Genomic DNA, 24,401 nt, shown 5'->3' on the forward strand with positions numbered 1-24,401 from the left:
GGCATGGGCGGTATGAACAAGGTTCCGGTCGTGTGCTTTCCGCACGCCGGCTCGGGCGCGCTGTACTACGGCAAGTGGAAGTACGCCTTCCAGGACGCTGTCGATCTCCAGACCGTCCAGTACCCCTTCCGCGAACGGAGACTGGCGACCCCCATGCCCGCCTCCGTCCAGCTGCTGGCGCGGGACATCTTCGAGGAGTTCCTCGATGTGTTCCGGGGGACGTACGCCATCTGGGGCCACAGCATGGGCAGTGTCATCGGTTACGAGGTGGCCAAGCTCTGCCAGGAGCGCCTCGGCAACCCCCCGCTGGTCTACTTCAGCTCGGGCTCCTCGGCCCCGTGCGACGCCCGTTTCAAGCGGGTGGAGGAGCTGGACACCGCCGCCGGATTCCACGATGTGCTGCGGCAGTACGGCGGGGTGAGCGAGGAGATCCTGCGGGACGCGAGCTTCATGAAGTACCTCGCCCCCACCATCGAGGCGGACCTGCGGCTGATGGGCGGCTATCTCGACACCGCCCGGGAGAAGCTGCGCTGCCCGATCGTCCTCATGGAGGGCCGGGACGACGCCGTCACCATCGGCCCCTGGGAGCACTACACCGACCTTCCGCTGGAGGTGTTCGAGTTCTCCGGCGGGCACTTCTTCCTGGAGGAGCACCGGGCCGAGATGGCGTCGCTCATGGAGTCCAGGATCCAGAAGCTGTGGCAGCTGCGGGATGTCACGGCCGCCCTGGGCGCCCCGCACGACGACCGCGCCCACGGCTGAGGACGCCGCGGTGTCCACGGTCACAGCCTTCGACATCTCCCGGCTGCCGGACACCGCGCCGGCCCGCTTCCGCCGGTCGGTACCCCCCGACCGGCGGGAGCGCGCCGCGCTCTTCCCCCTGGTCGCGGACCGGAAGCGCTGTCTGACCGCCGGGGTGCTGCTGCGCCATGCCCTGATCCTGCGCCACGGGCTCACGGCCGATGAGCTGACCACGGCGAAGAACACCCAGGGGAAGCCCTTCCTGGTGGACCGCCCCGATGTGCACTTCAATCTGTCCCACGCCGGGAACTGGGTGGTGTGCGCCACCGGCACCTCGGAGATCGGTGTGGACATCGAACACATCAGCGCGGGCGCGACCGATATCTCCCACCGTTTCGCCCCGGACGAGTACGCCTTCGTCTCCGCCGCCCCACCCGCCGAACGCCCCCGTCGGCTGGTCCGGATCTGGACCCTCAAGGAGAGCTATGTGAAGTACCTCGGCCGGGGCCTCACCGTCCCGCTGAACTCCTTCAGCGTCGCACCCCCCGACCCCCGCCCCCGCATCCTCCGCGGCTCCCTGGACCCCCGCCCCTTCCTGCGGCAGACCACCCACCACGACGACTACTACATCGCCGTCTGCACCCCGGACGACACCCCGCTCACGGTGACGGAGCCCTCGCTGGACGAGCTGCTCACGGTCTGCTGAGGCCGGCGGTGGTCCCGCTCAGAGCCAGTCGCGGCGCTTGAAGACCACGTACAGGCTGACGCAGACCATCGCCATCAGCAGGACCGCGAACGGGTAGCCGAAGGTCCAGCCCAGCTCCGGCATGTTCTCGAAGTTCATCCCGTACACCGTCCCGACCAGGGTCGGGGCGAAGAGGATGGCGGCCCAGCTGGAGATCTTCTTGAAGTCGTCACCCTCACACCGCTGACCTGTGGAAACTGGCTCTGCAGGCGGCCTGACCTGCGACGATCCGCCTGTCCGGCCCTCTCATGGTGCTGCCCGTTTGTACGGCCGATCCTCCCCAGTCGCTCCCCAACGGGGCTTCATTCTCCCCAGCCTCGGATTGCTCCGAGGCGGAGTGCCGCAGGCCAGGGGGTCGCCTTCTTGGAGACGACCGGCTCACAGAAGGGATGCGAGGCATCAGCGCAGAGGGAGGTGGCGCAGCGATATTACGGGGCCGTCGGCATGTCGAGAGAGGAGAGTCCCTCCGCGCGGAGGAGGGGTTGCCCGGGGTGGGATGGCGGAGGGTTACTGTTGGACGTACTGGTCCCACGAGGCTACTTGGCGCCCTCTTCGCCCAACTCGAAGCCCTGGGCCGAGGTGAGGCCCTTGCGGGCTACGGTGACTGAACTGCGCTTTCGACGGGGACGGGATCCGGCAAGTTTGGTTCTTATGGGGGGAGAGAGTCGGAGGTGGAGCATCAGGGAGAGCTTCCCTTGCTGCGGCAGTTCCGGGCGTGGCTGGGGGGAGAGTCCGACACCCGGCGTACCGAGTTCTTCACCCACGGACTCATCGTCCTGGATTCGAATGCGCTGCTGAGTCTCTACGAGTACACGCCGAAAGCCCGGGAAGAGGTCTTGGCGGCGTTGAGGCGTGTCAAGCCGCGTTTGTGGTTGCCGCACCAGGTGGGCTTGGAGTTCGTACGGGGCCGTCACCGTGTCCTCGACAGTCGAGCCAAGGCGCTTAAGGCTGCACCAGGCGCTGTGAATCAGAAGATCGGTGAAGCACGGCAAGCTGTCCTCGCAGCCAGGCGCCAGGTTCAGGATCTGCTGATGCGCTACGGTCGGGATCAGGCGGCGGCGGACGCTCTCGGTACGAGTATCAGCGACAAGGCCATAGACAACCTCCTCGCGGCCTGGCGCGAGGAACTGCTTACCCACATCCAAGATCTCAAGACCCACGATCTGAAGCCATCCACTCTTGGTGTAGATGATCTGGTTCTCCAGAGTGTTGCGGAACTTTTCGGGGAACGCATCGCGCCACATCCCGGGTCGGAGGCCATCCGTCGTCGGGTCGAGGAGGCGGCATCGTACCGATATCCGAATCGCATACCGCCCGGCTTTTCGGACAGGGACAAAGACACTCCCCTGCGGTCAGCAGGCGACTACCTCCTGTGGGAAGAGGTGATCGAGCACGCTGGGATCGGTGCCCATACTCGAGTCCTCTTCGTCTCGGCAGATACGAAGGACGACTGGTACGAGCCGGCGGAGCCGGGGCGGGGGCCGCGTCCATGGCCTCTCCTTGCAGAAGAGCTGCACATGCGTAGCGGGGCTGAACTCCGAGTAGAGACACCCCAGCAGTTCTTCGCGGGCGTCGAGCACTTTCTGGGCGCCAACCTGGATGAAGCCACCTTCCAGGAAATTAACAGAGTGGTCGAGGTCCCAACCCAGCTGCGGCTCCTGCAGGAAGCAATCGAATACGGTCATCAGGATCTCCGTAGATTTCTGGAAGCCAGTGCCCGTCCACTCGGGGATGTGTATCGAACTGGCACCTCCTGGACGCAGATCCTGCGCCGGGCCGGTCTCGCGGAGGGGCCGGTGTCCGAGGACGAGACGGCTCTACTCCGACGTGTTCCATCGTTCCTTCACGTGGATGATCCTTCACGTCTGACCGCGTACCGGACTCTGCTGGGCGACGACCTACCGCCCTACGCGCAACTCGAACCCGACGTGCAGGCGTACGCCCGGATGCTGCTGTTCAACCTATGGCCCTTGGCGAAGTTCGACACCTACCAGGAGGGCCTCGACACGCTGCAGGCCCTACGGGCAGTGCGTCACGAGCTCAGGGACGTACTGGCACTCGGCCGACCATCGCGAGTGGCTGGACCGCAGCTGCGCCTACCAGAGGCAGGAGCGCTGCCCTTGCATATCCATGCCTCATACACGCGCGAGGAGATCCTTACTGGACTGGGCGAATCCGAGCTGCGAGGACGCCTTCCCGGACACTTCCGCGAAGGTGCCAAGTGGTGCCGGAACCTCAACGCGGATGCACTCTTCATCACCGTGGACAAGGAGCCAATCAACGCTTCCCTCTTTGCTGACGAGGGTCCCTCCGCGGGGGGACAGCATGGCGACTTCGCTCTCAGCACGTCGCTGTTCTGCTGGGATTCTCCGACGCGGACAACGGCAGGTTCGCCAACCGGGATTCGCTATCGGTCTCCTGCCTCACACGTCCTGCTGTTCGTTCGACGTCATCGGCGCTCGATCACCGGAGCCGCAGAACCTTGGGTGCTTCTCGGCCCGGCTGACTACGTTGAGCATCAGGGCGATCGACCTATGAGCGTGTTGTGGAAACTGCATCAAGAGCTTCCTGAAGACGTCTGGGCGTACGCTGCTCGCGAATGAGTATCCGGTCCCGTACCTGCTGGACGTGTAGAAGACGTTGTCGTCGGGTGACTCGCTGTTTCAGCGGGGCAGCACACTGAGCAGCTGGGCGTCGTCGACGATGTTTTGTTCTTCGCCGCGCGGGTGCGGCAGCGTTGCTGACGGTGCATGGCGCCGGAGGAACAGGCAGTACCGCGCAGCCTCGCGCTGACGCTGGCCGTATGCATCCGGAGGCTGCGCCCGAGCTGATCGCTTCCCGGTATCTGTTGGCAGGCAGTGTGGTTGGCGGAGACTGGCTCGATGTGCTCCCGCTCTCGGGGTGCACGGGAGCACGGACGGGGAGTGATGCCGTCGGCCGCTGTATCCAGGTGCCGACGACGAGGGGCTGGCTCATGGGTGATCACGCTGGCCGGAGCCCAGCGATGTCGACACGGACGCAGGCCACCTCTGTGCTTAGGCGCTGCCTATAGCTCGTCCGCAGGGCCTCGCCTGTATGGCCGCTGGCTGAGTGCTGATGTCAGTGGGTGGGGGAAGAATGGATGCAGGTGAGGGAGGAACTATGTCCAAACCGGACAGGGAGTCTGACCTGCTCTTTCCCGAGCCCAGCGGATGTCGCTGGTGCGGAGTGAATGAGCGTGAACACATGCAACGATGGAAGCCGCCCGTCGGGTGGCACAAGTGGGAGGTGCCAACGTTGGAGCAGCGCAAGGAGCGAATGCTTGCCCGACGACGGCGCGCTGCCGGGCCTGCAGAAGCGGACCCGGCAGATCCTCCTACGCAGCTAGCTTCCTGACCTGAGCGAACACCTTCCGGAGTTGCTCAGGTACCTGCTGGCGATCCGTTAGAGCCATGGAGAACCTGTACATCATGTCCGGCTTTCCGCCAGGCCCCACGTTGCTGCCGGTCTGCAGCATTTCCTCCACAGCCTGACTGAACTTCTTGTCACTCCGCAGCTTGGTGAAGTCTTCATCGACCCACAACCCGTCGTTTCTGGGCCATACCTCGTTGGCGACGGCCGCCCAGAGCTCGTCGGGGAACAGTGCTTCAAGTTCCGCGACGTCCTCGGTTCCGTCATCGCCGGTCTCGCCAATGAACTTCACATAGTCGGCGACATCCGGACCAAAGTGCTCTCGCAGCTTGGGCTCCTTGAAGATGCTCTTGGGGAGAGTGCGACTGTCGGCATCGACGACCAGCATGAATGCACGATCATGCTTGACGAGGTAGCGTGCGAGGTGCAGGGCACCCTCGTTGTTGAAACAGGCCCATAGGGCGACACCCGCTGCCTGCAGAGAGAGTCCTTCGCATAGCCGGAAGAGGAGCGGAAAGGCCCGCTGCTCGGTGTCACCCTCCACTGCCAGGAAGCAGCGCTCGTGTAGGAGAACCGAGTTTCTCAGCCCCAGGGCCACTGCGATCTTACCCAGGTGCAAGTCGATCGCTTGGCCGACCTCGTCGGCGCCGATCCGCTCGGCGACGGTGCGGTGGTTCTCCAGTCGGAGGTGGACAACATCCGAGATGTCGACACCATCGATCAAGTTCATCGAATGAGTGGCGACCATGACGCTGACGTGTGGGATCTCGGCCTGCGTACGAATTAGCTGCATGACCTTGCGCTGATGGTGATAGTCGAGGTGAGTGTCCGGTTCGTCATAGATGACGATGGTCTGCACGGGGGTTGGCGAGGCCTGGGTATCGTCGTTGGCAGCTGTAGCCTGTGCTACCGCTTCAACCTCCTCGGCTGCCAGGAGTTCACTGGTCCACTCCCATACGGCAAGTGACACGCGTCGGTTGCTGCCCAGACCTGATCGATCCAGGCCTACCGACTCGCCCTTGACGCGGGAGATACGTAGTGGCGCCCCACGGAAGCCGTGTTGGAACGAGATGTCGGGATCAACATCGACATCAGCGAGATCTGGACAGCGCTCCTTGATGTGGTCGCACAGGGACTTGGCGTCGACACGGAGACGTTCCTTGACGTCATCCTCGACGGCCTGCAACTTGCCCTGCAGCTCTGGGTCCGCCATGTGTGCCTGGAACTTGCTGGTAAGTGCAGTCTTGACGGCATCCTCGGGCCGGGCGGCCTTTCCGTCAAAGACTAGGACCCGGGGCATGCGTCGATGCAGCCCTGCAGGAGCCGACAGCCACCCCTGCTTCTGAGAGTGGAGACGCCCATAGTTTCGCAAGCACCTCTCGAAGTCGGCCTTCTTCGGTGTGGGCGTGGCGGCCTTGATGCCGAACTCGACGGCGAGCTCCTTCAAGCCCGGCAGGAGGTACTGGCTCAGGTCTCTCAGCCGGTCATCGTCCGGCAGAGCGTCCCAGACCTCCAACGACGAGTTCAGATCAGCGTCCACGTGGCGTCGTAGACGCACCTGCGAGGGCAGGTCGAACTCTTGCTGTTCCCATTCGTCCAGAGTGAACTCTCCGGTCACGAAGGTCTCGTCGCAGCGTTCGAGGGCATTCTTCTTGCCCGGGTCTGTGCCGCTGAGGTAACTACGATCGGCATCGATCATGCCCTGGGTCCCTGCGAGGAGACCGAGGGCGTGTAGTAGGGCGCTCTTGCCGCCATCGTTGTGGCCGGCCAAGATAGTTGGCTTGCTCACTGGAATGTTGGCAACGCTCTGGAGCGACCGGAAGCCACTCACCGAAAGACTGTTCAGGTGCACCGCTGTTCGACCACTCCACGCCCTTGTGCCACCGATCGTCCGGGCAGCTGATTTGACGCTGCGGAACGTATGGCCGCATCAAGCGTCTCGGATGCACCATCCTAGGACCTCAGAGCCCCCGGCGGAGCGTTCCGCATCTGATATGACGGAATGCTCGGCGTGCGGTCAGGGGCGGCGTCCGTGGCACTCACGCGCTGGCGAGGTACAGGTAGGTGGGAGCCCAGCTGGCAAGCTGGGAAACCCGGTCTGGTCATCTGGCCCACTGCTGGGGTGCCGAGAGATTTCGTGATTGACAGGAAGACGCCGGCGTGAGTGTCGTAGGCTGCCAGCCCAGCGCAATGAGCGGAGTTCGTCCGCCCAACCGGTAGCTGCTTGCGGCTAGCGGCCGATCCAGGGGATGCCCATGCTGCGTACATCCGTCGTCTCGTCCAACCTGGCTTCTGTTGGCTACGACCCACTGTCCAGCACTCTGGAAGTGCAGTTCACCAGCGGTCATATCTATCAGTACGCGGGGGTTCCGGAATCGGTGTTCGCAGGGTTGATGGCTGCGTTTAGTAAGGGGAGTTATCTTGACGCTCATGTCAAGAAGGCTGGATACTTCTGTACCAAGATTGGGTGAGAGCGCTCGGACGCACGTGGGCGTTCGTTCGGCGTTGTCGAGTTTCTGACGCGCGGGTGGGCTGTTGAGATCCGAGTCCCTGAAGGCCTGCAACTGCGGGTAGCTCTGCCCGTCGCTGCCAGCACGCGCTGAACGTTCATGATTGTCTCACGCTAAGCAGGGCCGGCGAGCTCACGTTCTGCAGACCGAGACCACTGCAGTCGACGGGCGCCTGCATGGCCCTGCGGGAGCGTCACAGAATGCTGCCCGACCTTACCTGTTGTCAGCACGACTGTCCTGTGCTGGCCAATCCTCATCGGAGCAGTGATCAAAGAGCTTCCTTGCGCGCGATTTGCAGAGTGTCTGCCCCCCTGAGCACGGGAGGGGGCAGACAGCACCGCGATGAGATGCTGGAACACAGAAGGCTCTGATGAGCAAACATCGGCTGCAGCTACGGCTCGATACCGACCCGCTGTGTCCACACACGTTGAGGAAGCACGAATGCTTCATTGCGGGCTCGTCCTTGTGGCGGGAGGCTCTCCTTGCCGTCAGCTGGTACGGAACCCCTGCTTGCAGCTTCGGGAGCCGGACCTGCTCTTTCTCGCAGGGGTGTAGCCGAACCAACCTCGCCTCGGCGTCAGGGCCGGTGCGCTGGCCTTACTGCTAACGATGGTCGGGGTGCGGGTCGGGTGGGCGAGGCGGTTGGCTTTGGCGCGCTCGCCTTCGGCTGGGAGGCGGCGAGGTCGTTCAGGACCGCCTCGACCACGGGCCAGCACATGTTCAGAGTGTCGCGGTCCGGGGTGTGGGCATCCCGGATCTCTTGTCGCGGATGGACGAAGTTGCGATACCTGCGCAGCTCGTGGCAGAAGCGCTCGACGTCTGCACCGATCCACGCGGCGACGTGGCAGGTTCTGATCAAAGTGTCCAGAGTTACCTTGTCCGCTGACGTGCTGCCGAGGCGTGAGGCGTCGCGTTCGCGGACCACTTGGACCATAACGCCTTCCAGCAGGCTGCCGAGCATGATGATGCCGGCCACGTGAGCGCCATTGGCGTAGCACGTTCGTGCCTCGTCCGAGCGGTGTTGGAGAGGCTCTTGCCTGCTATCTACAGCCAGTCGCGCTTCTTGAAGATGACGTACAGGCTTGTACAGACCACCGCCATCAGAAGGATCGCGAACGGGTAGCCCGCCGCCCAGTGGAGTTCCGGCATGACCTCGAAGTTCATGCCGTAGATGGTTCCCACGAGTGTGGGTGCAAACAGGATGGCGGCCCAGCTGGAGATCTTCTTGATCTCCTCGTTCTGTTCGAAACCGGCCTCGGCGAGGGCCCGCATCTCGGCGTTCTGCTGCTGGGTGACCAGGGTCGCGTTGACCGTGAGGATGTCGGCGAGGGCCTGGCGGAAGCCGTCGACGCGTTCGCTGGTGTGGGTGACATGGTCGGCGACGTCGCGGAGGTGGCTCTGGAGTTCCTCGTCGGTGCCGTACTTGGTGAAGCCCGCCATCAGGCCGTTGAGCATGCCGACCAGAGGGCTGGCGGCGCGCTGGAACTCGACCATCTCGCGGGCGAGTTCGTAGATACGGCGGGAGACGGCGGGGTCGCCGCCGAAGACCTCGGTCTCGATCTCGTCGATGTCGTTCTGGACGCCCGCGACGACCGGGGCGTAGCCGTCGACCACGGCGTCGAGGATCGCGTACAGGACCGCCTCCGGGCCCAGGGCGAGGAGTTCCGGGGTCTCCTCCATACGGTGGCGGACGGCGGAGAGGTCGGGGGCCTCGCTGTGGCGGACGGTGATGAGGAAGTCCTTGCCGAGGAAGACATGGAGTTCGCCGAAGTCCACTTCCTCCTGGGCGTCGAGATAGCGGGCGGCGCGCAGCACCACGAAGAGGGTGTCCCCGTACCGCTCCAGCTTGGGGCGCTGATGGGCCTCCAGGGCGTCCTCGACGGCGAGTTCATGGAGATCGAACTCGGCGGCCAGGGAGAGCAGCTCGTCGGAGGTGGGACGGTGGAGGCCGATCCAGGCCATGCCGTCGGGGTGGGCGTGCAGCTGGCGGTAGGTCTCGGCCAGGGAGTCCGGCTCGGAGACCCGGCGGCCGTCCCGGTAGAGGACGGCCTCGACCACGCTGTCCCGGTCGGCGGGGGCGCCGGCGGGGGGCTGGGGGGTTTCGGGGGTGCCGGGGCGGACGGGGCCGCCCGCCGTCGGTTCGGGGCGGCGGCGCCAGGGGTGGCGCCGGGGATACAGCGACATCGCGGCACTCACCTCCTTCCCCGGCGATCTGCCGGGACAACCGTACGCCGGGCAGGATATCGGGGGCGGATGAACCGGGCATGACGGGGAGGGGTCGCGAGACGGGACACCAGCGGGGATACCGGCGGGGACGCGGGCGGTGGTACCGGGCGGGGGCGCGGGTGAATCGCGGACAGAAACTGTCCGCGATTATCGCTAGCGTGGCCCCATGGTCACCACGCCCCCGGTTCTCACCGCCCGCGCCCTCAACCGGGCCACCCTCGCCCGGCAGCTGCTGCTGCGCCGGGTGCCCCGCGCCGAGCTGTCGGTCGCGGGTGCCGTCGGGCATCTCGTCGGGCTCCAGGCGCAGAACGTCAAGCCGCCCTATCTCGCCCTCGCCGCCCGGCTGGACGCCTTCGACCCCGGGGAGCTGTCCGCGCTGATGGCCTCCCGTGAGGTCGCCCGGATGGTCACCCTGCGCTCCACCGTCCACACCCACACCGCCGCCGACTGCCTCGCACTGCGGCCCCTGGTCCAGCGCGGCGGGCCCGACCGGGAGCTGCGGATGTTCCGCAAGGGGCTCACCGGTGTCGATCCGGAGCGGCTCGCCCGGATCGTCCGGGAGCTGGTCGAGGAGGAGCCCCGGACCATGAAGGGGCTCCGGGAGGAGCTGACCGCGCACTGGCCGGACGCCGACCCCTTCGCGCTCTCGGTCGCCGCCCGCTGTCTGCTGCCCCTGGTCCAGGTCACCCCGCGAGGGCTCTGGGGGCGGAGCGGACAGGTCGCCCTGACCACCGCCGAGCACTGGTTCGGAGCGGAGGCGGCGGACCGGGTGCCGGAGGCCGGTGCCGAGGAGACCGTACGGCGCTATCTGGCCGCCTTCGGGCCCGCCTCGGTGAAGGACATGCAGACCTGGTCCGGGCTCACCCGGATGAGGGCGGTCTTCGAGGGGCTGCGGCCCCGGCTCCTGGTCTTCCGGGACGAGTACGGGACCGAACTCTTCGACCTGCCCGAAGCGCCCCGGCCCGACGCCGCGACGCCCGCCCCGCCGCGCTTCCTGCCCGAGTTCGACAATCTGCTGCTCTCCCACGCCGACCGGCGGCGGGTGGTGCCCCGGGACGAGTACCGGCGGCTCACCTGGACCGGCAACCAGTCGCACCCCACCTTTCTGCTCGACGGCTTCCTCGCCGGGACCTGGGGGATCGAGGAGAGCGGCGGGACGACCACCCTCACCGTGCGGCCGTTCGAGCCGCCGGCCCCGGCGGAGCGCGAGGCGCTGGCCGGGGAGGCGGAGCACACCCTGGGCATCCTGGCCCCGGGCGGGGCGCACACGGTGCGGTTCGGGACCGGGCGGGGCTGAGCGCCCGGGGCCGGGCACACAACAAACCGACCCGGCCCCGAGCCCCGCGAGGGACTACAGACCGATGTCCCGGCGCCGGTGGTCCTCGAAGGTCTCCCGCCGGACCAGCAGCCGTGACCACCCCCCGCGCACCGCCACCACCGGGGACGCCATCGGTACGGGACATCCGCCGGACACGGGCACCGCCAGCACATCGCCGGGCCGCAGATCCTCCGGCAGCTCGACCGCGTCGGCGAGCACATCGCCCGCGCCGCCGTCCCGCCCGACGACGGTCGTCACCCGGGGCGGGGCCGAGGACGCCCGCCCGACCCGGCGTACGGAGGTGCCCCGGAGCGCGGCCCCCGGCCGGTCACCCGTACCACCGTCGACCGCCGCGAGCACCCTGCCCCCGCCGCGCTTCACCGCCAGCACCCGATAGAGGGCGACCCCCGCCGGGGCCATGAGCGAGCGCCCCGGCTCCACCGTCAGCCGGGGCACGGGGTAGTCGTACCCGGCGCAGGAGCGCACCAGTTCGTCATGGATCCGGCGCCCGTACACCGCCGGGGCGGGCGCCGGATCCCCGGGCGGACCCGACACCGCGAAGCCCCCGCCGAGATCCAGCTCCGGCAGGGCGATCCCGTGCCGGTCCCGGATCCGGGCCAGCATCGCGACCAGCCGTCGTACCGTCCGGACATACCGCTCCGGCGACGCGGTCCGGGTGCCCGGACGGCAGTGGAGGCCCACCAGCTCCAGCGAGGGCAGGCCCAGTACCCGGGCCACCGCCTCCTCCGCGTCGCCCCCGGCGACGGCGAGGCCGAACGTCCGGTCCGCGCCGCCGGTCGGCTCGATGTCCGGCAGCACCCGCACCATCACCTGCTGCGCCTCCGGGCCCGGCACCTGTGCCGCGAGCCGGGCGATCTCGCCGCCCGACTCGATGACGATCCGGCCCACGCCCAGCCGCAGCGCGGTCCGCAGATCCTGCGGGGACTTGGCGCTGCCGTGCAGCACGATCCGGTCCACCGGAAAGCCCCGGGCCGCCGCGAGTTCCAGCTCGCCCGCCGAGCGGACGGCGAGGCCCAGGCCCTCCTCGGCCATCCAGTCCACGACCGCGCGGCACAGGAACGTCCCGGCCGCGTACACCACCTCGGCGTCCGGCAGCGCCCGCCGCCAGGCCCGTGCCCGGGAGCGCACCTCGTCCTCGTCGAGGACATGGAGCGGGGTGCCGTACCGCTCGGCCAGTTCCAGCAGGGGGACGCCGCCCACCGCCGTGCCCGCCTCCGGCACCAGGGGCAGGGCGGCGACGGGCCGGGCCGAGGGGGCGGCCGGCCGATCGGGCAACGACAAGGGAAGCGCGGGTACCGCCGTCATCCGTACACCTCTGTCCAGGGGAGTGCGTCGGTCGGGGAACGTCACGGGCCATCGCGGGAGTCGCGGCAGGGTCCGTGGCAGGGGTCGTGGCAGGGATCTCAGTTGGGGGAGGGGAAGGGGTGGAGCACGGGGACCGGCCCGGCCGGGGTCCGGGAGAGCCCGGCGGGTGTCCCGGGCGCCCGGCGGGCGGCCTCGGGGGCGAGCGGGGTCCGGCGCGCACAGGGCAGGACCGGGCTCCGGTGCGGTACGGACTCCGGGGCCGGGGCGCCGAGCTGGGGATCCACCGTCACGGTGGTCACCCCCAGGGGCTCGGCCAGGGAGCGGAGCGCGGGCTCCGCGAGCCTGATCCACCGCTGGCGGCGGCCGAGGACCGCCCTCAGCCGCTCCTCACTGGTGAACCCGACGGCGGTGCGCACACCCAGCGGGGTCCGTACGAAACACAGCTGACGGCCACCGGCGGAGCCGAGCCGGACCGGTACGTACAGGGGCCCCGCCGGGCGGGGTTCGTCGGGGTCCGCGGTCTCCGCGCCGAGGTCGGTGTCCGTGCCGCTGCCCGTGGCCGGGGCCTCGCGGGTGAGTGTGTCCATGTCTTCGTCTTCCTCCACCTGAGCCGTACGTTCACCGGTCGCGGTCACGCGTGCGCCGGCCTGTGGGCCGCCGTGCGGAGGCGGCCCACAGCGGGGGCCGGCGGGAACCGCTGGGGAGAGCACGCGCCCGCCGGTTCCTCGAAGGTAGGCCCGCGTCCGGCCCGGTGGGGGGCTCCATGACGCGCCGCTGATCGTCCGGGCCCGCTCTTTGACGCCCCCCTAGCGCCGACGGGCGCCGTACGGGTGACGGACCCGGCCGGGGGACCGGACCGTACGGGTGACGGACCGGCGGGGAGAGTCGGACCGTACGGGCGACGGACCCGGCGGGGTCACCGGGCGAGGACCAGTCGGCGGCGCTCCCGGTCGATCTCCGTGACGACGACGGTGACCTCGTCCCCGGGCCGGAGCGCCGCCGCCGGATCGGGCACCGAAGGCATGGCACCGGGCGCACCGGGCGCGGAAGGCCCCGTACCGGCCGTACCGGGTACGGAGGAGCCCGCCCCCGCCGTCCAGGGCGCCGGGATCAGCCCCTCGACCCCCTCCCCGACCTCGACGAACACCCCGATCGCCGCCCGCAGCGTCACCCGGCCGCGCAGCGTCCGCCCCACCGCCACCCGGTCCGCGAACGCCTGGAAGGGATCCGGCACCAGGGCCCGCAGCGAGAGCCTGGCCTCCAGATTCCAGGTGTCGAAGTACAGGAACTCACCGGTCACCCGCTGCCCGACCCGTACCGCTTCCTCCGGTTTCCCGAAGTGGTGCCAGGACAGATCGGGAAGGGCGACAAAGCCGACGCCCGGGAAGAGCGGATGGTCCGGCCCCTCCTCCAGCGCCACGAACACCCCGAACCGCTCGATCGCCGCCACGGTCCCCGACAGCCGCAGGCCGGGGCGGAGCGCCGCCAGGAACGCGCACAGCTCCGGGTGTCCGTCGGATCCGTCCATGACCGCACCCTGTCATACGGGCGCGAGCGGGCCACCCCGCAGAGGCCCCCGCACAGCCTCTACGGCAGCAGGCCCCGCCCGGCCCTACGGCAGCAGGCCCACCCGGCGCGCCGCCACCACCGCCTCCAGCCGGGTGTGCGCCCCCAGCTTCCGCATCGCCGCCCGCAGATACCCCTTGACGGTCTCCGGGCGCAGCCCCAGCCGCTCCGCCGCCGCCGCGTTCGTGGACCCGGCGGCGACACACGCCAGCACATCGATCTCCCGGGGGGCGAGTGCCACCGCGCCCCCCGCCGCCCGCGCCCCCGACTCCCCGCCCCAGGGCGGCCCGGAGCGGGTGTGCGCCGTCGCCCCCGCCGCCGCCAGCCGTCCGCAGACCGCCAGGAGCTGCCCGCGCAGCACGGGATCGCTCACCCGGGGCGCCAGCGCCCGCAGCTCGCCATGGACCTCGCGGACCTCCTCCCAGACCGCCGGGCCCACCCTCGGCTCCCGGGCGATCGACAGCAGCCCCTGTACCTCCTCCCGGACCACCAGCGCCTGTTCCACATCCCGGGCCGCCGCCACCGCCTCGTCGAAGGTGCGGTCGCCGAGCGGAACGGGCCGTCTCAGCGCCCCGTACAGCACCCCCCGTACCTTGCGCCGCACCACCACCGGCACCGCCAGGACCGACCGCAGCCCCTCGGCCAGCACCGGGGCGTCGTACTCATGGCTGATGTGCCGCGCCTCGTGATAATCCGTCACCGCGCACGGCCGGGAGAGCGCTATCGACTTCCCGCCCAGGCCATTGCCCGCACAGATCGACAGCCCCTGGAGCGCGCTCGTCCGCGCCCCGCTGAGCTGGGCGATCCGCAGCCGCTGGGCCTCGCCCAGCAGCCCCCCGAACGCGATCGGGATCCCCGTCGACCGGCGCAGCCGCAGCAGCGCCGCCCGCATCTCCACCGCTTCGGCCGGCTCGGACACGTCGCACTCCCTCCGGTCACCCCGCCACCCGCTCGCTGTCCGCTGCGGCGGCCGTCGGCGGGGGGCCACCCCCCCGATCGGGGGTGGTGAGACCTACGTCACTGATTACACGATGCTACTGAGTGCCGAGGCAATGAGGAGGGCGTATGACGGCTGGCAGCGCGACCGGGGAATTCCGGGCGGCCCGGGACTTCCTGCTGCGACACCGGGAGGACTACCGGCGCGCGTACGACGGGTTCGTCTGGCCCCGCCCCACCCGCTTCAACTGGGCCCTCGACTGGTTCGATGTCATCGCCCGGGGCAACGACCGCACCGCGCTGCATCTCGTCGAGGAGGACGGCACCACCGAACGGCTCTCCTTCGCCGAACTGTCCGAACGCTCCGACCGGGTCGCCGGCTGGCTCCGTGACCGGGGCGTCGGGCCAGGTGACCGCATGCTCGTCATGCTCGGCAACCAGCGCGAACTGTGGGAGACGGCCCTCGCCGCCATGAAGCTGCGCGCCGTCGTCATCCCCGCGACCCCGCTGCTCGGCCCGCTGGATCTGCGGGACCGGGTGGAGCGCGGACGGGCCTCCCATGTCCTCGCCCGCGACGAGGACACCGCCAAGTTCGCCTCGGTGCCCGGAGACTGGACACGGATCTCGGTCGGCGGGGAGACTCCCCGGGGCTGGATCCCGTACGCCGACGCCTATGGCGCGGAGCCCGGATTCCGCCCCGACGGGATCACCCGATCCGATGACCCGCTGATGCTGTACTTCACCTCCGGTACCACCGACCGCCCCAAACTCGTGGAGCACACCCACACCTCGTACCCCATCGGCCATCTGGCCACGATGTACTGGATCGGGCTGCGCCCCGGCGATGTCCATCTCAACATCTCATCGCCGGGCTGGGCCAAGCACGCCTGGTCGAACCTGTTCGCCCCGTGGAACGCGGAGGCGACCGTCATGGTCCACAACTACCGGCGCTTCGACGCCGCCCGGCTGATGGCCGCGATGGACCGGGCCGAGGTCACCTCCTTCTGTGCCCCGCCGACGGTGTGGCGGATGCTGATCCAGGCCGATCTGGGGCAGCTGAGCACCCCGCCGCGTGAGGTGGTCGCGGCGGGTGAACCGCTGAACCCCGAGGTCATCGAGACGGTACGGCGGGAGTGGGGGGTGACGGTCCGGGACGGCTTCGGCCAGACCGAGACCGCCGTCCAGGTCGCCAACACCCCGGGACAGCTGCTGAAGGCGGGTTCCATGGGCCGTCCCAGCCCCGGCTACCGGGTGGCGCTGCTGGACCCGGTGACCGGCGCGCCCGGCGCCGGGGAGGGCGAGATCGCCCTCGATCTGTCCGGCCGTCCGCCGGCCGGGCTGATGACCGGCTACCACGGCGACCCGGAGCGCACGGCGGAGGCGATGGCGGGCGGCTGGTACCGCACCGGGGACATCGCCACCCGGGACGCCGACGGCTATCTCACCTACATCGGCCGCGCCGACGATGTGTTCAAGGCATCGGACTACAAGATCTCGCCGTTCGAGCTGGAGAGCGCGCTGCTGGAGCACGAGGCGGTCGCCGAGGCGGCCGTGGTCCCCGCCCCCGACGCGCTGCGGCTCGCCGTCCCCAAGGCGTACATCGTGCTCGCGGAGGGCTGGGAGCCGGGCCCGGAGACGGCCAGGGCGCTCTTCGCCCACTCCCGCGCGGTCCTCGCCCCCTACAAGCGGGTACGCCGGATCGAGTTCGCCGAGCTGCCCAAGACCGTCTCCGGGAAGATCCGCCGGATCGAGTTGCGCGAACGTACGGCCAAGGGTTCGACCGCCGAGTACCACGAGGGGGATCTGACATGAGCGCGAACATAAGGACGGGTACGGGTACGGGTACGAGTGCGGGTGAGGGTGCTGGTGCGGGCATCCCGCTCTCCTACGACCACGGCACCGGCACCGTGCCCCTGCTCGGGGACACCATCGGCCGCAACCTCGACCGCGCCGTCGCCGCCCACCCGGACCGGGAGGCGCTGGTGGTCGCGGGCGGCGGGCCGCGCTGGACCTATGCCGCCTTCGGGGCCGCCGTCGACGAACTCGCCCGCGCCTTCATCGGGATCGGCGTCGCCCGGGGCGACCGGGTCGGGATCTGGGCCGTCAACTGCCCGGAGTGGGTGCTGGTGCAGTACGCCACCGCCCGGATCGGCGCCGTCATGGTCAATATCAACCCCGCCTATCGCGCCCATGAACTCGCCCATGTCCTGCGCCAGTCCGGGGTGTCGGTGCTCTGTGCCTCCCTCGCCCACCGGACCAGCGACTACCGCGCCCTGGTGGAGGAGGTCCGCGCGGACTGTCCCGCGCTCCGCTCCGTCCACTACATCGGCGACGACAGCTGGGAGACCCTGCTGGCGGCGGCGCGGACCGTACCGGCCGGGGAGCCCGCCGCCCGGGAGGCCGCGCTCTCCGTCGACGATCCGGTCAATATCCAGTACACCTCCGGCACCACCGGATTCGCCAAGGGCGCCACCCTCTCCCACCACAACATCCTCAACAACGGGTACTTCGTGGGGGAGACGCTCGGCTACACCGAACGGGACCGGATATGCATACCGGTGCCGTTCTACCACTGCTTCGGCATGGTCATGGGCAATCTCGCGGCCACCTCGCACGGGGCGTGCATAGTGATCCCCGCCCCCTCCTTCGACCCCGCCGCCACCCTGCGCGCGGTCGAGGAGGAGCGGTGCACCTCCCTCTACGGGGTGCCCACGATGTTCATCGCCGAGCTGGATCTGCCCGACTTCGCCGGGTACGACCTCAGCTCGCTGCGTACGGGCATCATGGCCGGATCCCCCTGCCCGGTGGAGGTGATGAAGCGGGTCGTCGCCGAGATGCACATGGCCGAGGTGTCGATCTGCTACGGGATGACCGAGACCTCGCCCGTCTCCACCCAGACCCGCCGCCAGGACGATCTGGAGCGCCGCACCGGAACGGTCGGCCGGGTGCTGCCCCATGTCGAGGTCAAGGTGATCGACCCGGCCAGCGGGGTGACCGTGGGCCGGGGCGAGCCCGGTGAACTGTGCACCCGGGGGTACGGGGTGATGCTCGGGTACTGGGACGAGCCGGAGCGGACGGCCGAGGCGGTGGACAGCGGCCGGTGGATGCACACCGGGGATCTGGCGGTGATGCGCGAGGACGGCTATGTCCAGATCGTCGGCCGGATCAAGGACATGATCATCCGGGGTGGGGAGAACATCTATCCCCGGGAGATCGAGGAGTTCCTCCACCGCCATCCCAAGATCTCCGATGTCCAGGTCGTGGGGGTTCCCGACGAGCGGTACGGGGAGGAGATCCTCGCCTGTGTGGTGCCGCGCGACCCCGCCGATCCGCCGGGCCTGGAGGAGATCACCGCCTTCTGCCGGGACCGGCTGGCGCACTACAAGATCCCGCGCAGAGTGGAGATCCTGGACGCCTTCCCGATGACGGTGAGCGGCAAGGTGCGCAAGGTGGAGCTGCGGGAGCGGTACGCGGAGCGCTGAGCGCGGCGGTCGGGCCCCGGCGGCGTCACGGCCGACCGGGGTGCTCCCGCGGCATCCTCGGGATCCACCGGGCGGCGGTCACGGCTCCCGGCGCATACAGACCCGGGGCCAGCGGTCGAGGCCCAGCTCCCGCTCGGTCCGGCGGATCGCCCGCAGTCCCTCGGTCAGCTCGTCCTCGGCCAGGGTCCGGAAGCCCAGCCGGGTGTAGTACGGGGCGTTCCACGGCACCTCGGCGAAGGTGGTCAGGGTGAGGGCCGCGACGCCCCGGGCGCGGGCGTGCCCGGCCAGCCGCTCGATCAGAGCGGCGCCGAGCCCCCGGCGGGCGCCGTCCGGATGGACCGACACCTGCTCCACATGGGCGGCGCCGTCCACCTCCTCATGGAGGAGATAGGCGAGGACCCGGCCGTCGTCGTCCACGTGGACCCAGGCGCCCCCGGCGGCGCGGAACTCCTCCAGGACGGCGAGGGACGGCGGCTCGTCGTCGGCGATGGCCGCCATGCCGAGGGAGCGGAAGGGCTCGCCCGCCGCCCGTTCGATCTCCTGGAGCCGGGGAAGGTCTGCCGCGGTGGCCGGTCGGATCTGCACGGACGCAGTATCCCACCCGGTGGGTCCCGTCTGACCAGGGGTTTTCCTCCACAGAGGCAGGGCTTCCGCAGGATCTAGGACGACGCCCCGGTGGAGACCAGCTCCGCCGCCGGGCCGTTCACCGGGCGGGGGCCGCCGACCCGGTCCAGGGTGAAGAGCGGCACGCCCAGCTCGTCGGCGCGCTGCCGGGCGTCGTCCGCGTACCCACCGAGCGAGAAGAAGGCCATCGCGGAGGACGAGGTGAGACCGCTCAGCCAGAGGCATTCGACGGCCCGCAGATCGACCGGCCGGGGCGTGGGGTCGATCCGGGCGACGAGCCCCCGGCCGTACAGGGTCACCGGCTCGCCGTCCGTCCCGCCGTCGTCCGTCCCACCTTCCTCCGATGGCCCGGCCCCCGTCCCGCCGGTCCATGTCCCGTCGGCCCCTCTCCCGCCGTCCGCCGTCCAGCCGTCCGCCGTCCCCGGGGGCCGCCCGTCCGCCCGGGGGGCCGGGGCGTCCTCGATCTCCTGGGCGTCGAGGATGTCCAGGGAGTCATGGAAGTTCGGGGAGTTCGGGGAGTTCGGGGAGTCACGGATCCCCGGGGTGTCCGGGTCCCCGAGGTCGTCCGCCCGGCTCGGCGAGGGAAAGCCCAGCCAGCGCAGATAGGACTCGGCCACCGTCACGGCGTCCCGGGGGGTGCGGATGGCCGGCGGGCGGAAGGAGGGCCGGGGCGCCCGTGCCGTGCGCGGCAGCGGAATGTGCGACGGCGGCCCCGCCGCCAGCGGCCCCCGCTCCGGGGGAGCCTCCTCCCGTGCGGCGGCCCCCGGCCCGGCGAGCGGCGGGGGAAGATCCATCGGGCGTACCGGTATCCGCAGCGACACCCCGCACGGACAGCCGAGTTCCGGCTGCGGCCAGTGGTCGCGCCGACCGCAGCCCGTACAGCACACCTGGACCCACTCGTCGTCCCAGGAACGGCTGACCACCCGCTCCGGTCGGGCCCCTGGCAGCAGCGGAGGCGACACCGGCCGGCCACAGACACAGGGATAGGCCGGTGCCACGAACAGATGCTCGTACAGGCAGGACGGACAGCGCACCGGGACGGCTCTGGACATGACTCTCCCACCCTGTCTCGCCCTTGTCGGGGTCCATCGTCCACCAAGGGCGCCGCCGGAGCGAATGAGTTGCGCCAATCTTTGACGCGATGACGCCATATGCGCCCCTCCGCAGCGACGGGCGGACAGCCGCTCCGCCCAGCGGGGAGGGGGAGTCCGGGGACCGCGTTAGGTTGACCCCGTGCGATGGAGAGTGGAGTTCACGACCGAGCCCTTCGACCTGGACGAGCCGCCCGCCCATGCGGTCGCCGCACGCGAGGCGGTCCGTACCGGCGCCCTGGACACGGTGGATGTGGGGCCCTTCGGCACCATGGCGGAGGGCGGCGCCGCCGAGGTGCTCGACGCCGTCGGCGCGGTGCTGCGCCGCAGCCTGGAGGCGGGGGCCACCCGGGTCTCGCTCCAGGTCAACCTGGTGGAGGAGAGGGGCGGTACGGGGGTGACGACCCCGGGTGAGCGGCCCGGGGCGGCCCCGGCGCCGGTGGCGGAACACCCGCTGGCCCGCGCGGTCCGGCCGCTGGTGGACGCCCTCGGCGCGGAGCCGCTCACCCCCGACCGGGCGGGCCCGGACGATGTGGTGCTCCACTGGGAGGGCGAGCGGGTGATGGCGGTACGCCTCCCTCCGCTCTCGGGCTCCCTCGATCGCATCCTGGCCGCGCTGGAGCGCAGTCATGGCATGCCCCTGTCCGCGCTGGACCGCAGGGCCAAACAGGTCGTCGTGCGCACGCTGGAGGCCCGGGGAGCCTTCGCCGTACGGCATGGGGTGGAGACCGTGGCGGGCGCCCTCGGGGTCAGCCGCTTCACTATTTACAACTATCTGAACAGGGAGAACGCCGCCCGGGAGGGCTGAGCGGCCGTCCGGCCCGGGGTGGTTCGGGGGCCATGTCCCGGCGGCGACACGGCCGTTCGCCATTTTTCAACAAAGTGTTGACGTTGTGGTGGTGACGGCGTTAGCTGTGCGCAGCCCGTTCCGGCGCGGTCCGTCCGGCGCCGTGCGAGAAGCCACGGAGGTCTCCCGTGACCACGAGTCCGTCCGCCCCGCCGCCCTCCGGGCTGACCCGCCTCAACACCGCCGCCCCCGACGAGGCCAGGGCCGCCCTGCACACCGTGTGCACCAGCCGGGCCTGGGTCGACACCGTGCTCGCCGCACGGCCCTGGCCCGACGGCGGGGCCCTGCTGGCCGCCGCCGACACCGCGCTGGCGGAGCTGACCGCCGACGATCTCGCCGAGGCCCTGGCGGGTCATCCGCCGATCGGCCGGCCCCGCGCGGACGATCCGGTGTCCGCCCGCGAGCAGAGCGGTACGGCCGGGGCCGACGCCACCCTCAGGGCCGAACTGGCCGCGCTCAACGAGGAGTACCGCACCGTCTTCGGCCAGGTCTTCCTCATCTGCGCCACCGGGCTGACCGGTGCGGAGATGAGGGACGCCCTCCGTACCCGGCTGGGCCATCCGCCCGAACGGGAGCGGGAGACCGTCCGGGCCGAACTCCGCGCCATCCACCGCATCCGGCTCACCCGGCTCATCGGCCCCGCCACCGCCCCCGCCGGGGCTCCGGAGCAGCAGTCCACCGTCACCGACACTGCCCCCGGCGGGGCCCCGGACCGGCCGGTCACCGCCTCCGTCTCCACCCACATCCTCGACACCAGCGCCGGACGCCCCGCGCCGGATGTCCCCGTCACCCTGCTCGCCCGCCGGGGCCCCGGCGCCCCCTGGCGGGAGGCGGGCCGCTCCACCACCGACCGCGACGGCCGCTGCCGGGACCTCCCGCCGCTGCCGCCGGGGACCACCCACGCCCGGCTGGACTTCACCACCGGGGACCATCTGGCCGGGCGCACCGGGGCGGCCCCCTTCTTCCCCGAGGTGTCCGTCGCCTTCGCCGTCGCCCCGGGGGAGCACCACCACATTCCCCTGCTGCTCAGCCCGTTCGGCTACGCCGTCTACCGAGGGAGCTGATCCACCATGGCCGGCACTGCCAGGAGCGCCGGGACCGCCAAGGGCGCCAGCAGCGCGACGACCGCCCGGACCACGGTTCTCGGACAGAACCAGTACGGCAAGGCGGAGAACCGTGTCGTCAGGGTCGTCCGTGAGGGAACCACCCACCACATCAAGGACCTGAGTGTCTCCATCGCCCTCTCCGGCGATCTGGAGGATGTCCACTACCACGGCTCCAACGCCCATGTCCTGCCGACCGACACCACCAAGAACACGGTGTACGCCTTCGCCAGGGAGCACGGTGTCGACTCCGCCGAGGAGTTCGGCATCCTGCTCGCCCGGCACTTCGTCACCTCCCAGGAGCCCATCCACCGGGCGCGGATCCGGATCGAGGAGTACGCCTGGGAGCGCATAGCGACGGCCGACCCCGGCGGTCCGGCGCACTCCTTCGTCCGCAAGGGCCAGGAGACCCGGTTCTGCGAGGTCACCCATGACGGCGAGCGCTGGCGGATCGTCTCCGGGCTCCAGGGGCTCACCGTCCTCAACTCCACCCACTCCGAGTTCCATGGGTACATCAAGGACCGGTACACCACCCTGAAGGAGGCGTACGACCGGATCCTCGCCACCGATGTCTCCGCGCGCTGGCGCTACCGCTGGGACGCGGACGACGACGGGCCCGCACCCGACTGGGACACCGCCTGGGACCGGGCCCGCACCCATCTCCTCCGGGCGTTCGCGGAGACCTACTCGCGCTCCCTCCAGCAGACCCTGTACGGGATGGGCACCCGGGTGATCGAGGGCGACGACCTCATCGACGAGATACGTCTCTCCCTGCCGAACAACCATCACTTCCTGGTGGATCTGGAGCCGTTCGGCCTCAGCAACGACCACGAGGTCTATCTCGCCGCCGACCGCCCGTACGGGCTGATCGAGGCGACCGTGCTCCGGGACGGCGCCGAGGCGCTGATCCCGGCCGACCCCCTGGACCTCTGACGCCCCGTCCGCGCCGGAGGGACCGGACAGAGCCGGTTCGGCCGGAGAGACCGGACACAGCCGGTTCGGCCGGAGAGAATCGAGGACCGCCATGGCCGCCACCCCCCGTACCGTCATCGAGCACTGCGCCATCGCGACCGTGGACGCGGACGGCACCGAGTACACCGACGGCCATGTCGTGGTCGCCGGTCAGCTGATCGAGTCCGTCGGCGCCGGACCCGCCCCCGCCGGTCTTGAGCGGGTCGTCCGCAGGATCGACGCCACCGGTCATCTCGCCACACCCGGCCTGGTCAACACCCATCACCACTTCTACCAGTGGCTCACCCGGGGCCTCGCCACCGACCACCGTCTCTTCGACTGGCTGGTCGCCCTCTACCCCACCTGGGCCCGGATCGACGAGCCCATGGTCCGCGCGGCGGCGGAGGGCTCCCTCGCCATGATGGCCCGGGGCGGGGTCACCACCGCCATGGACCACCACTACATCCATCCCCGGGGAGCGGGCGATCTCTCCGGGACGATCGTCGCCGCCGCCCGTTCCCTGGGGATCCGGTTCACCCTGGCGCGGGGCTCCATGGATCTGGGCGAGTCCGCCGGCGGGCTCCCCCCGGACTTCGCCGTGGAGAGTCTGGAAGGGGCGCTCGCCGCCACCGAGGAGACCATCGACCGCCACCACGACCCCTCCTTCGCGGCGATGACCCGGATCGCCGTCGCCCCCTGCTCCCCCTTCTCGGTCAGCACCGAACTCCTGCGCAGGGGAGCCGAGCTGGCCCGCCGCAAGGGGGTCCGGCTGCACACCCACGGGTCGGAGACGGTCGAGGAGGAGCGGTTCTGCGTCGAGCGGTTCGGCAAGGGACCGACCGACTACTTCGCCGACACCGGCTGGCTCGGCCCCGATGTGTGGATGGCGCACTGTGTCCATATGGACGACCGGGACATCGCCGCCTTCGCCCGTACCGGCACCGGCGTCGCCCACTGCCCCTCCTCCAACGCCCGGCTGGGCGCGGGCATCGCACCGGTCCCCGATCTGCTGCGGGCGGGCGTCCCCGTCGGCCTGGGGGTGGACGGCACCGCCTCCAACGAGGCGGGCGAACTCCATACCGAGCTGCGCAACGCGGTGCTCGTCAGCCGGCTCGGACCCCACCGGGAGAAGGCCCTGACCGCCCGGCGGGCCCTGTGGCTGGGCACCCAGGGGGGCGCCCGGGTCCTCGGGCGGGCCGACGCCATCGGCTCCCTGGAGGCGGGGAAGCTCGCCGATCTGGTCCTGTGGCGGATGGACACCCTCGCCCATGCCTCCATCGCCGACCCGGTGGCCGCGCTGGTCCTCGGGGCCCCCGCGCCGGTCACCCTCTCGCTGGTCCAGGGGCGGCCCGTGGTCGAGGACGGCCGTCTCACCACCGTGGACGAGGAGGCCCTGGCCCGTACCACCCGGAGCGAGGCCCGGCGGCTGGCCCGGCTCGCCGCCGGGGAGTGACACCCCGTACCGGGCCCGGGCGTGTCACCCCCGTACCGGGGCACGGGGAGTGACACCCCCGCAGCGCGGGCCACGGGAGTGACACCCCCTGC

20 protein-coding genes and 1 pseudogene are annotated in these 24,401 nt (G+C 70.2%); 11 read left to right on the forward strand and 10 right to left on the reverse strand.

Annotated features, from left to right (window positions below; all coding sequences use genetic code 11):
• Nucleotides 1–3 precede the first annotated feature (3 nt).
• Together ABT354_RS09535 and ABT354_RS09540 are read left to right on the forward strand one after the other, a co-directional pair.
• The gene (locus tag ABT354_RS09535) at nucleotides 4–762 is read left to right on the forward strand and encodes a thioesterase II family protein (protein ID WP_351491235.1); all 759 of its coding nucleotides are present in this window, start codon (nucleotides 4–6) and stop codon (nucleotides 760–762) included.
• 10 nt (nucleotides 763–772) lie between these two features.
• Nucleotides 773–1,447, forward strand: a complete 675-nt coding sequence (locus tag ABT354_RS09540; protein WP_351491237.1) for a 4'-phosphopantetheinyl transferase family protein — start codon at nucleotides 773–775, stop codon at nucleotides 1,445–1,447.
• 18 nt (nucleotides 1,448–1,465) lie between these two features.
• On the opposite strand, the pseudogene ABT354_RS09545 reads toward ABT354_RS09540, so the two are convergent.
• Nucleotides 1,466–1,651 (reverse strand): annotated as a pseudogene (locus ABT354_RS09545) (CorA family divalent cation transporter); the annotation flags it as partial.
• A gap of 530 nt (nucleotides 1,652–2,181) precedes the next feature.
• Between ABT354_RS09545 and ABT354_RS09550 the strand changes: the two are divergent.
• Nucleotides 2,182–4,089, forward strand: coding sequence for a PIN-like domain-containing protein (locus ABT354_RS09550; protein ID WP_351491239.1), 1,908 nt, complete (start codon nucleotides 2,182–2,184; stop codon nucleotides 4,087–4,089).
• 752 nt (nucleotides 4,090–4,841) lie between these two features.
• Here ABT354_RS09550 and ABT354_RS09555 read toward each other — a convergent pair.
• A complete protein-coding gene (locus ABT354_RS09555) occupies nucleotides 4,842–6,707 on the reverse strand; it encodes an ATP-dependent nuclease (protein WP_351491241.1) in 1,866 nt (621 codons plus the stop codon).
• A gap of 424 nt (nucleotides 6,708–7,131) precedes the next feature.
• Here ABT354_RS09555 and ABT354_RS09560 point away from each other — a divergent pair, with 424 nt between their 5' ends.
• The gene (locus tag ABT354_RS09560; protein ID WP_351491243.1) at nucleotides 7,132–7,347 is read left to right on the forward strand and encodes a KTSC domain-containing protein; all 216 of its coding nucleotides are present in this window, start codon (nucleotides 7,132–7,134) and stop codon (nucleotides 7,345–7,347) included.
• Nucleotides 7,348–7,963: 616 nt separating this feature from the next.
• Here the strand turns inward: ABT354_RS09560 and ABT354_RS09565 are convergent.
• Both ABT354_RS09565 and ABT354_RS09570 read right to left on the reverse strand, forming a co-directional pair.
• Nucleotides 7,964–8,362 (reverse strand): hypothetical protein, encoded by a 399-nt coding sequence (locus tag ABT354_RS09565; protein WP_351491245.1) that lies wholly within the window; start codon nucleotides 8,360–8,362, stop codon nucleotides 7,964–7,966.
• A gap of 68 nt (nucleotides 8,363–8,430) precedes the next feature.
• On the reverse strand, nucleotides 8,431–9,570 hold the full coding sequence (locus ABT354_RS09570; protein WP_351491247.1) for a magnesium and cobalt transport protein CorA: 1,140 nt from the start codon (nucleotides 9,568–9,570) through the stop codon (nucleotides 8,431–8,433).
• A 208-nt stretch (nucleotides 9,571–9,778) separates the two neighbouring features.
• Between ABT354_RS09570 and ABT354_RS09575 the strand changes: the two genes are divergently transcribed.
• Complete coding sequence (locus tag ABT354_RS09575) at nucleotides 9,779–10,909, forward strand: winged helix DNA-binding domain-containing protein (protein ID WP_351491249.1); 1,131 nt, start codon at nucleotides 9,779–9,781, stop codon at nucleotides 10,907–10,909.
• Between the two features lie 54 nt (nucleotides 10,910–10,963).
• Here the strand turns inward: ABT354_RS09575 and ABT354_RS09580 are convergent, their stop codons facing one another.
• The 4 genes from ABT354_RS09580 to ABT354_RS09595 form a co-directional block, all read right to left on the reverse strand.
• Nucleotides 10,964–12,256 carry a diaminopimelate decarboxylase family protein gene (locus ABT354_RS09580; protein ID WP_351491251.1) on the reverse strand — a complete coding sequence of 431 codons (1,293 nt, stop codon included), beginning with the start codon at nucleotides 12,254–12,256 and terminating at the stop codon, nucleotides 10,964–10,966.
• A gap of 98 nt (nucleotides 12,257–12,354) precedes the next feature.
• Nucleotides 12,355–12,843, reverse strand: a complete 489-nt coding sequence (locus tag ABT354_RS09585) for an SAV_915 family protein (RefSeq protein WP_351491254.1) — start codon at nucleotides 12,841–12,843, stop codon at nucleotides 12,355–12,357.
• Between the two features lie 329 nt (nucleotides 12,844–13,172).
• The gene (locus tag ABT354_RS09590; RefSeq protein ID WP_351491256.1) at nucleotides 13,173–13,784 is read right to left on the reverse strand and encodes a S1 RNA-binding domain-containing protein; all 612 of its coding nucleotides are present in this window, start codon (nucleotides 13,782–13,784) and stop codon (nucleotides 13,173–13,175) included.
• Between the two features lie 84 nt (nucleotides 13,785–13,868).
• The gene (locus tag ABT354_RS09595; RefSeq protein ID WP_351491258.1) at nucleotides 13,869–14,741 is read right to left on the reverse strand and encodes a helix-turn-helix transcriptional regulator; all 873 of its coding nucleotides are present in this window, start codon (nucleotides 14,739–14,741) and stop codon (nucleotides 13,869–13,871) included.
• A 146-nt stretch (nucleotides 14,742–14,887) separates the two neighbouring features.
• Here ABT354_RS09595 and ABT354_RS09600 point away from each other — a divergent pair, with 146 nt between their 5' ends.
• The gene (locus ABT354_RS09600; protein ID WP_351491260.1) at nucleotides 14,888–16,570 is read left to right on the forward strand and encodes an AMP-binding protein; all 1,683 of its coding nucleotides are present in this window, start codon (nucleotides 14,888–14,890) and stop codon (nucleotides 16,568–16,570) included.
• Nucleotides 16,567–18,240: an AMP-binding protein gene (locus ABT354_RS09605; protein WP_351491262.1), complete on the forward strand. Its 1,674-nt coding sequence runs from the start codon at nucleotides 16,567–16,569 to the stop codon at nucleotides 18,238–18,240. The genes ABT354_RS09600 and ABT354_RS09605 overlap by 4 nt, the downstream gene beginning before the upstream one ends.
• Before the next feature lie 78 nt (nucleotides 18,241–18,318).
• Here the strand turns inward: ABT354_RS09605 and ABT354_RS09610 are convergent, their stop codons facing one another.
• Nucleotides 18,319–18,825, reverse strand: coding sequence for a GNAT family N-acetyltransferase (locus tag ABT354_RS09610; protein WP_351491264.1), 507 nt, complete (start codon nucleotides 18,823–18,825; stop codon nucleotides 18,319–18,321).
• A 74-nt stretch (nucleotides 18,826–18,899) separates the two neighbouring features.
• Entirely contained in the window at nucleotides 18,900–19,916 is a 1,017-nt protein-coding gene (locus ABT354_RS09615; protein ID WP_351491266.1) for a hypothetical protein, read from the reverse strand.
• Between the two features lie 478 nt (nucleotides 19,917–20,394).
• Between ABT354_RS09615 and ABT354_RS09620 the strand changes: the two genes are divergently transcribed.
• From ABT354_RS09620 to ABT354_RS09635, 4 genes are all read left to right on the forward strand, one after another.
• The gene (locus ABT354_RS09620) at nucleotides 20,395–20,763 is read left to right on the forward strand and encodes a helix-turn-helix domain-containing protein (protein WP_351492018.1); all 369 of its coding nucleotides are present in this window, start codon (nucleotides 20,395–20,397) and stop codon (nucleotides 20,761–20,763) included.
• Between the two features lie 167 nt (nucleotides 20,764–20,930).
• Nucleotides 20,931–21,866, forward strand: a complete 936-nt coding sequence (gene uraD, locus ABT354_RS09625) for a 2-oxo-4-hydroxy-4-carboxy-5-ureidoimidazoline decarboxylase (RefSeq protein WP_351491268.1) — start codon at nucleotides 20,931–20,933, stop codon at nucleotides 21,864–21,866.
• A 6-nt stretch (nucleotides 21,867–21,872) separates the two neighbouring features.
• Nucleotides 21,873–22,838, forward strand: coding sequence for a factor-independent urate hydroxylase (gene pucL / locus ABT354_RS09630; protein WP_351491270.1), 966 nt, complete (start codon nucleotides 21,873–21,875; stop codon nucleotides 22,836–22,838).
• Nucleotides 22,839–22,929: 91 nt separating this feature from the next.
• The gene (locus tag ABT354_RS09635) at nucleotides 22,930–24,309 is read left to right on the forward strand and encodes an 8-oxoguanine deaminase (protein ID WP_351491272.1); all 1,380 of its coding nucleotides are present in this window, start codon (nucleotides 22,930–22,932) and stop codon (nucleotides 24,307–24,309) included.
• Nucleotides 24,310–24,401 lie beyond the last annotated feature (92 nt).

The organism is Streptomyces sp. NPDC000594, from assembly GCF_040299965.1.
Taxonomy (GTDB): Bacteria; Actinomycetota; Actinomycetes; order Streptomycetales; family Streptomycetaceae; genus Streptomyces.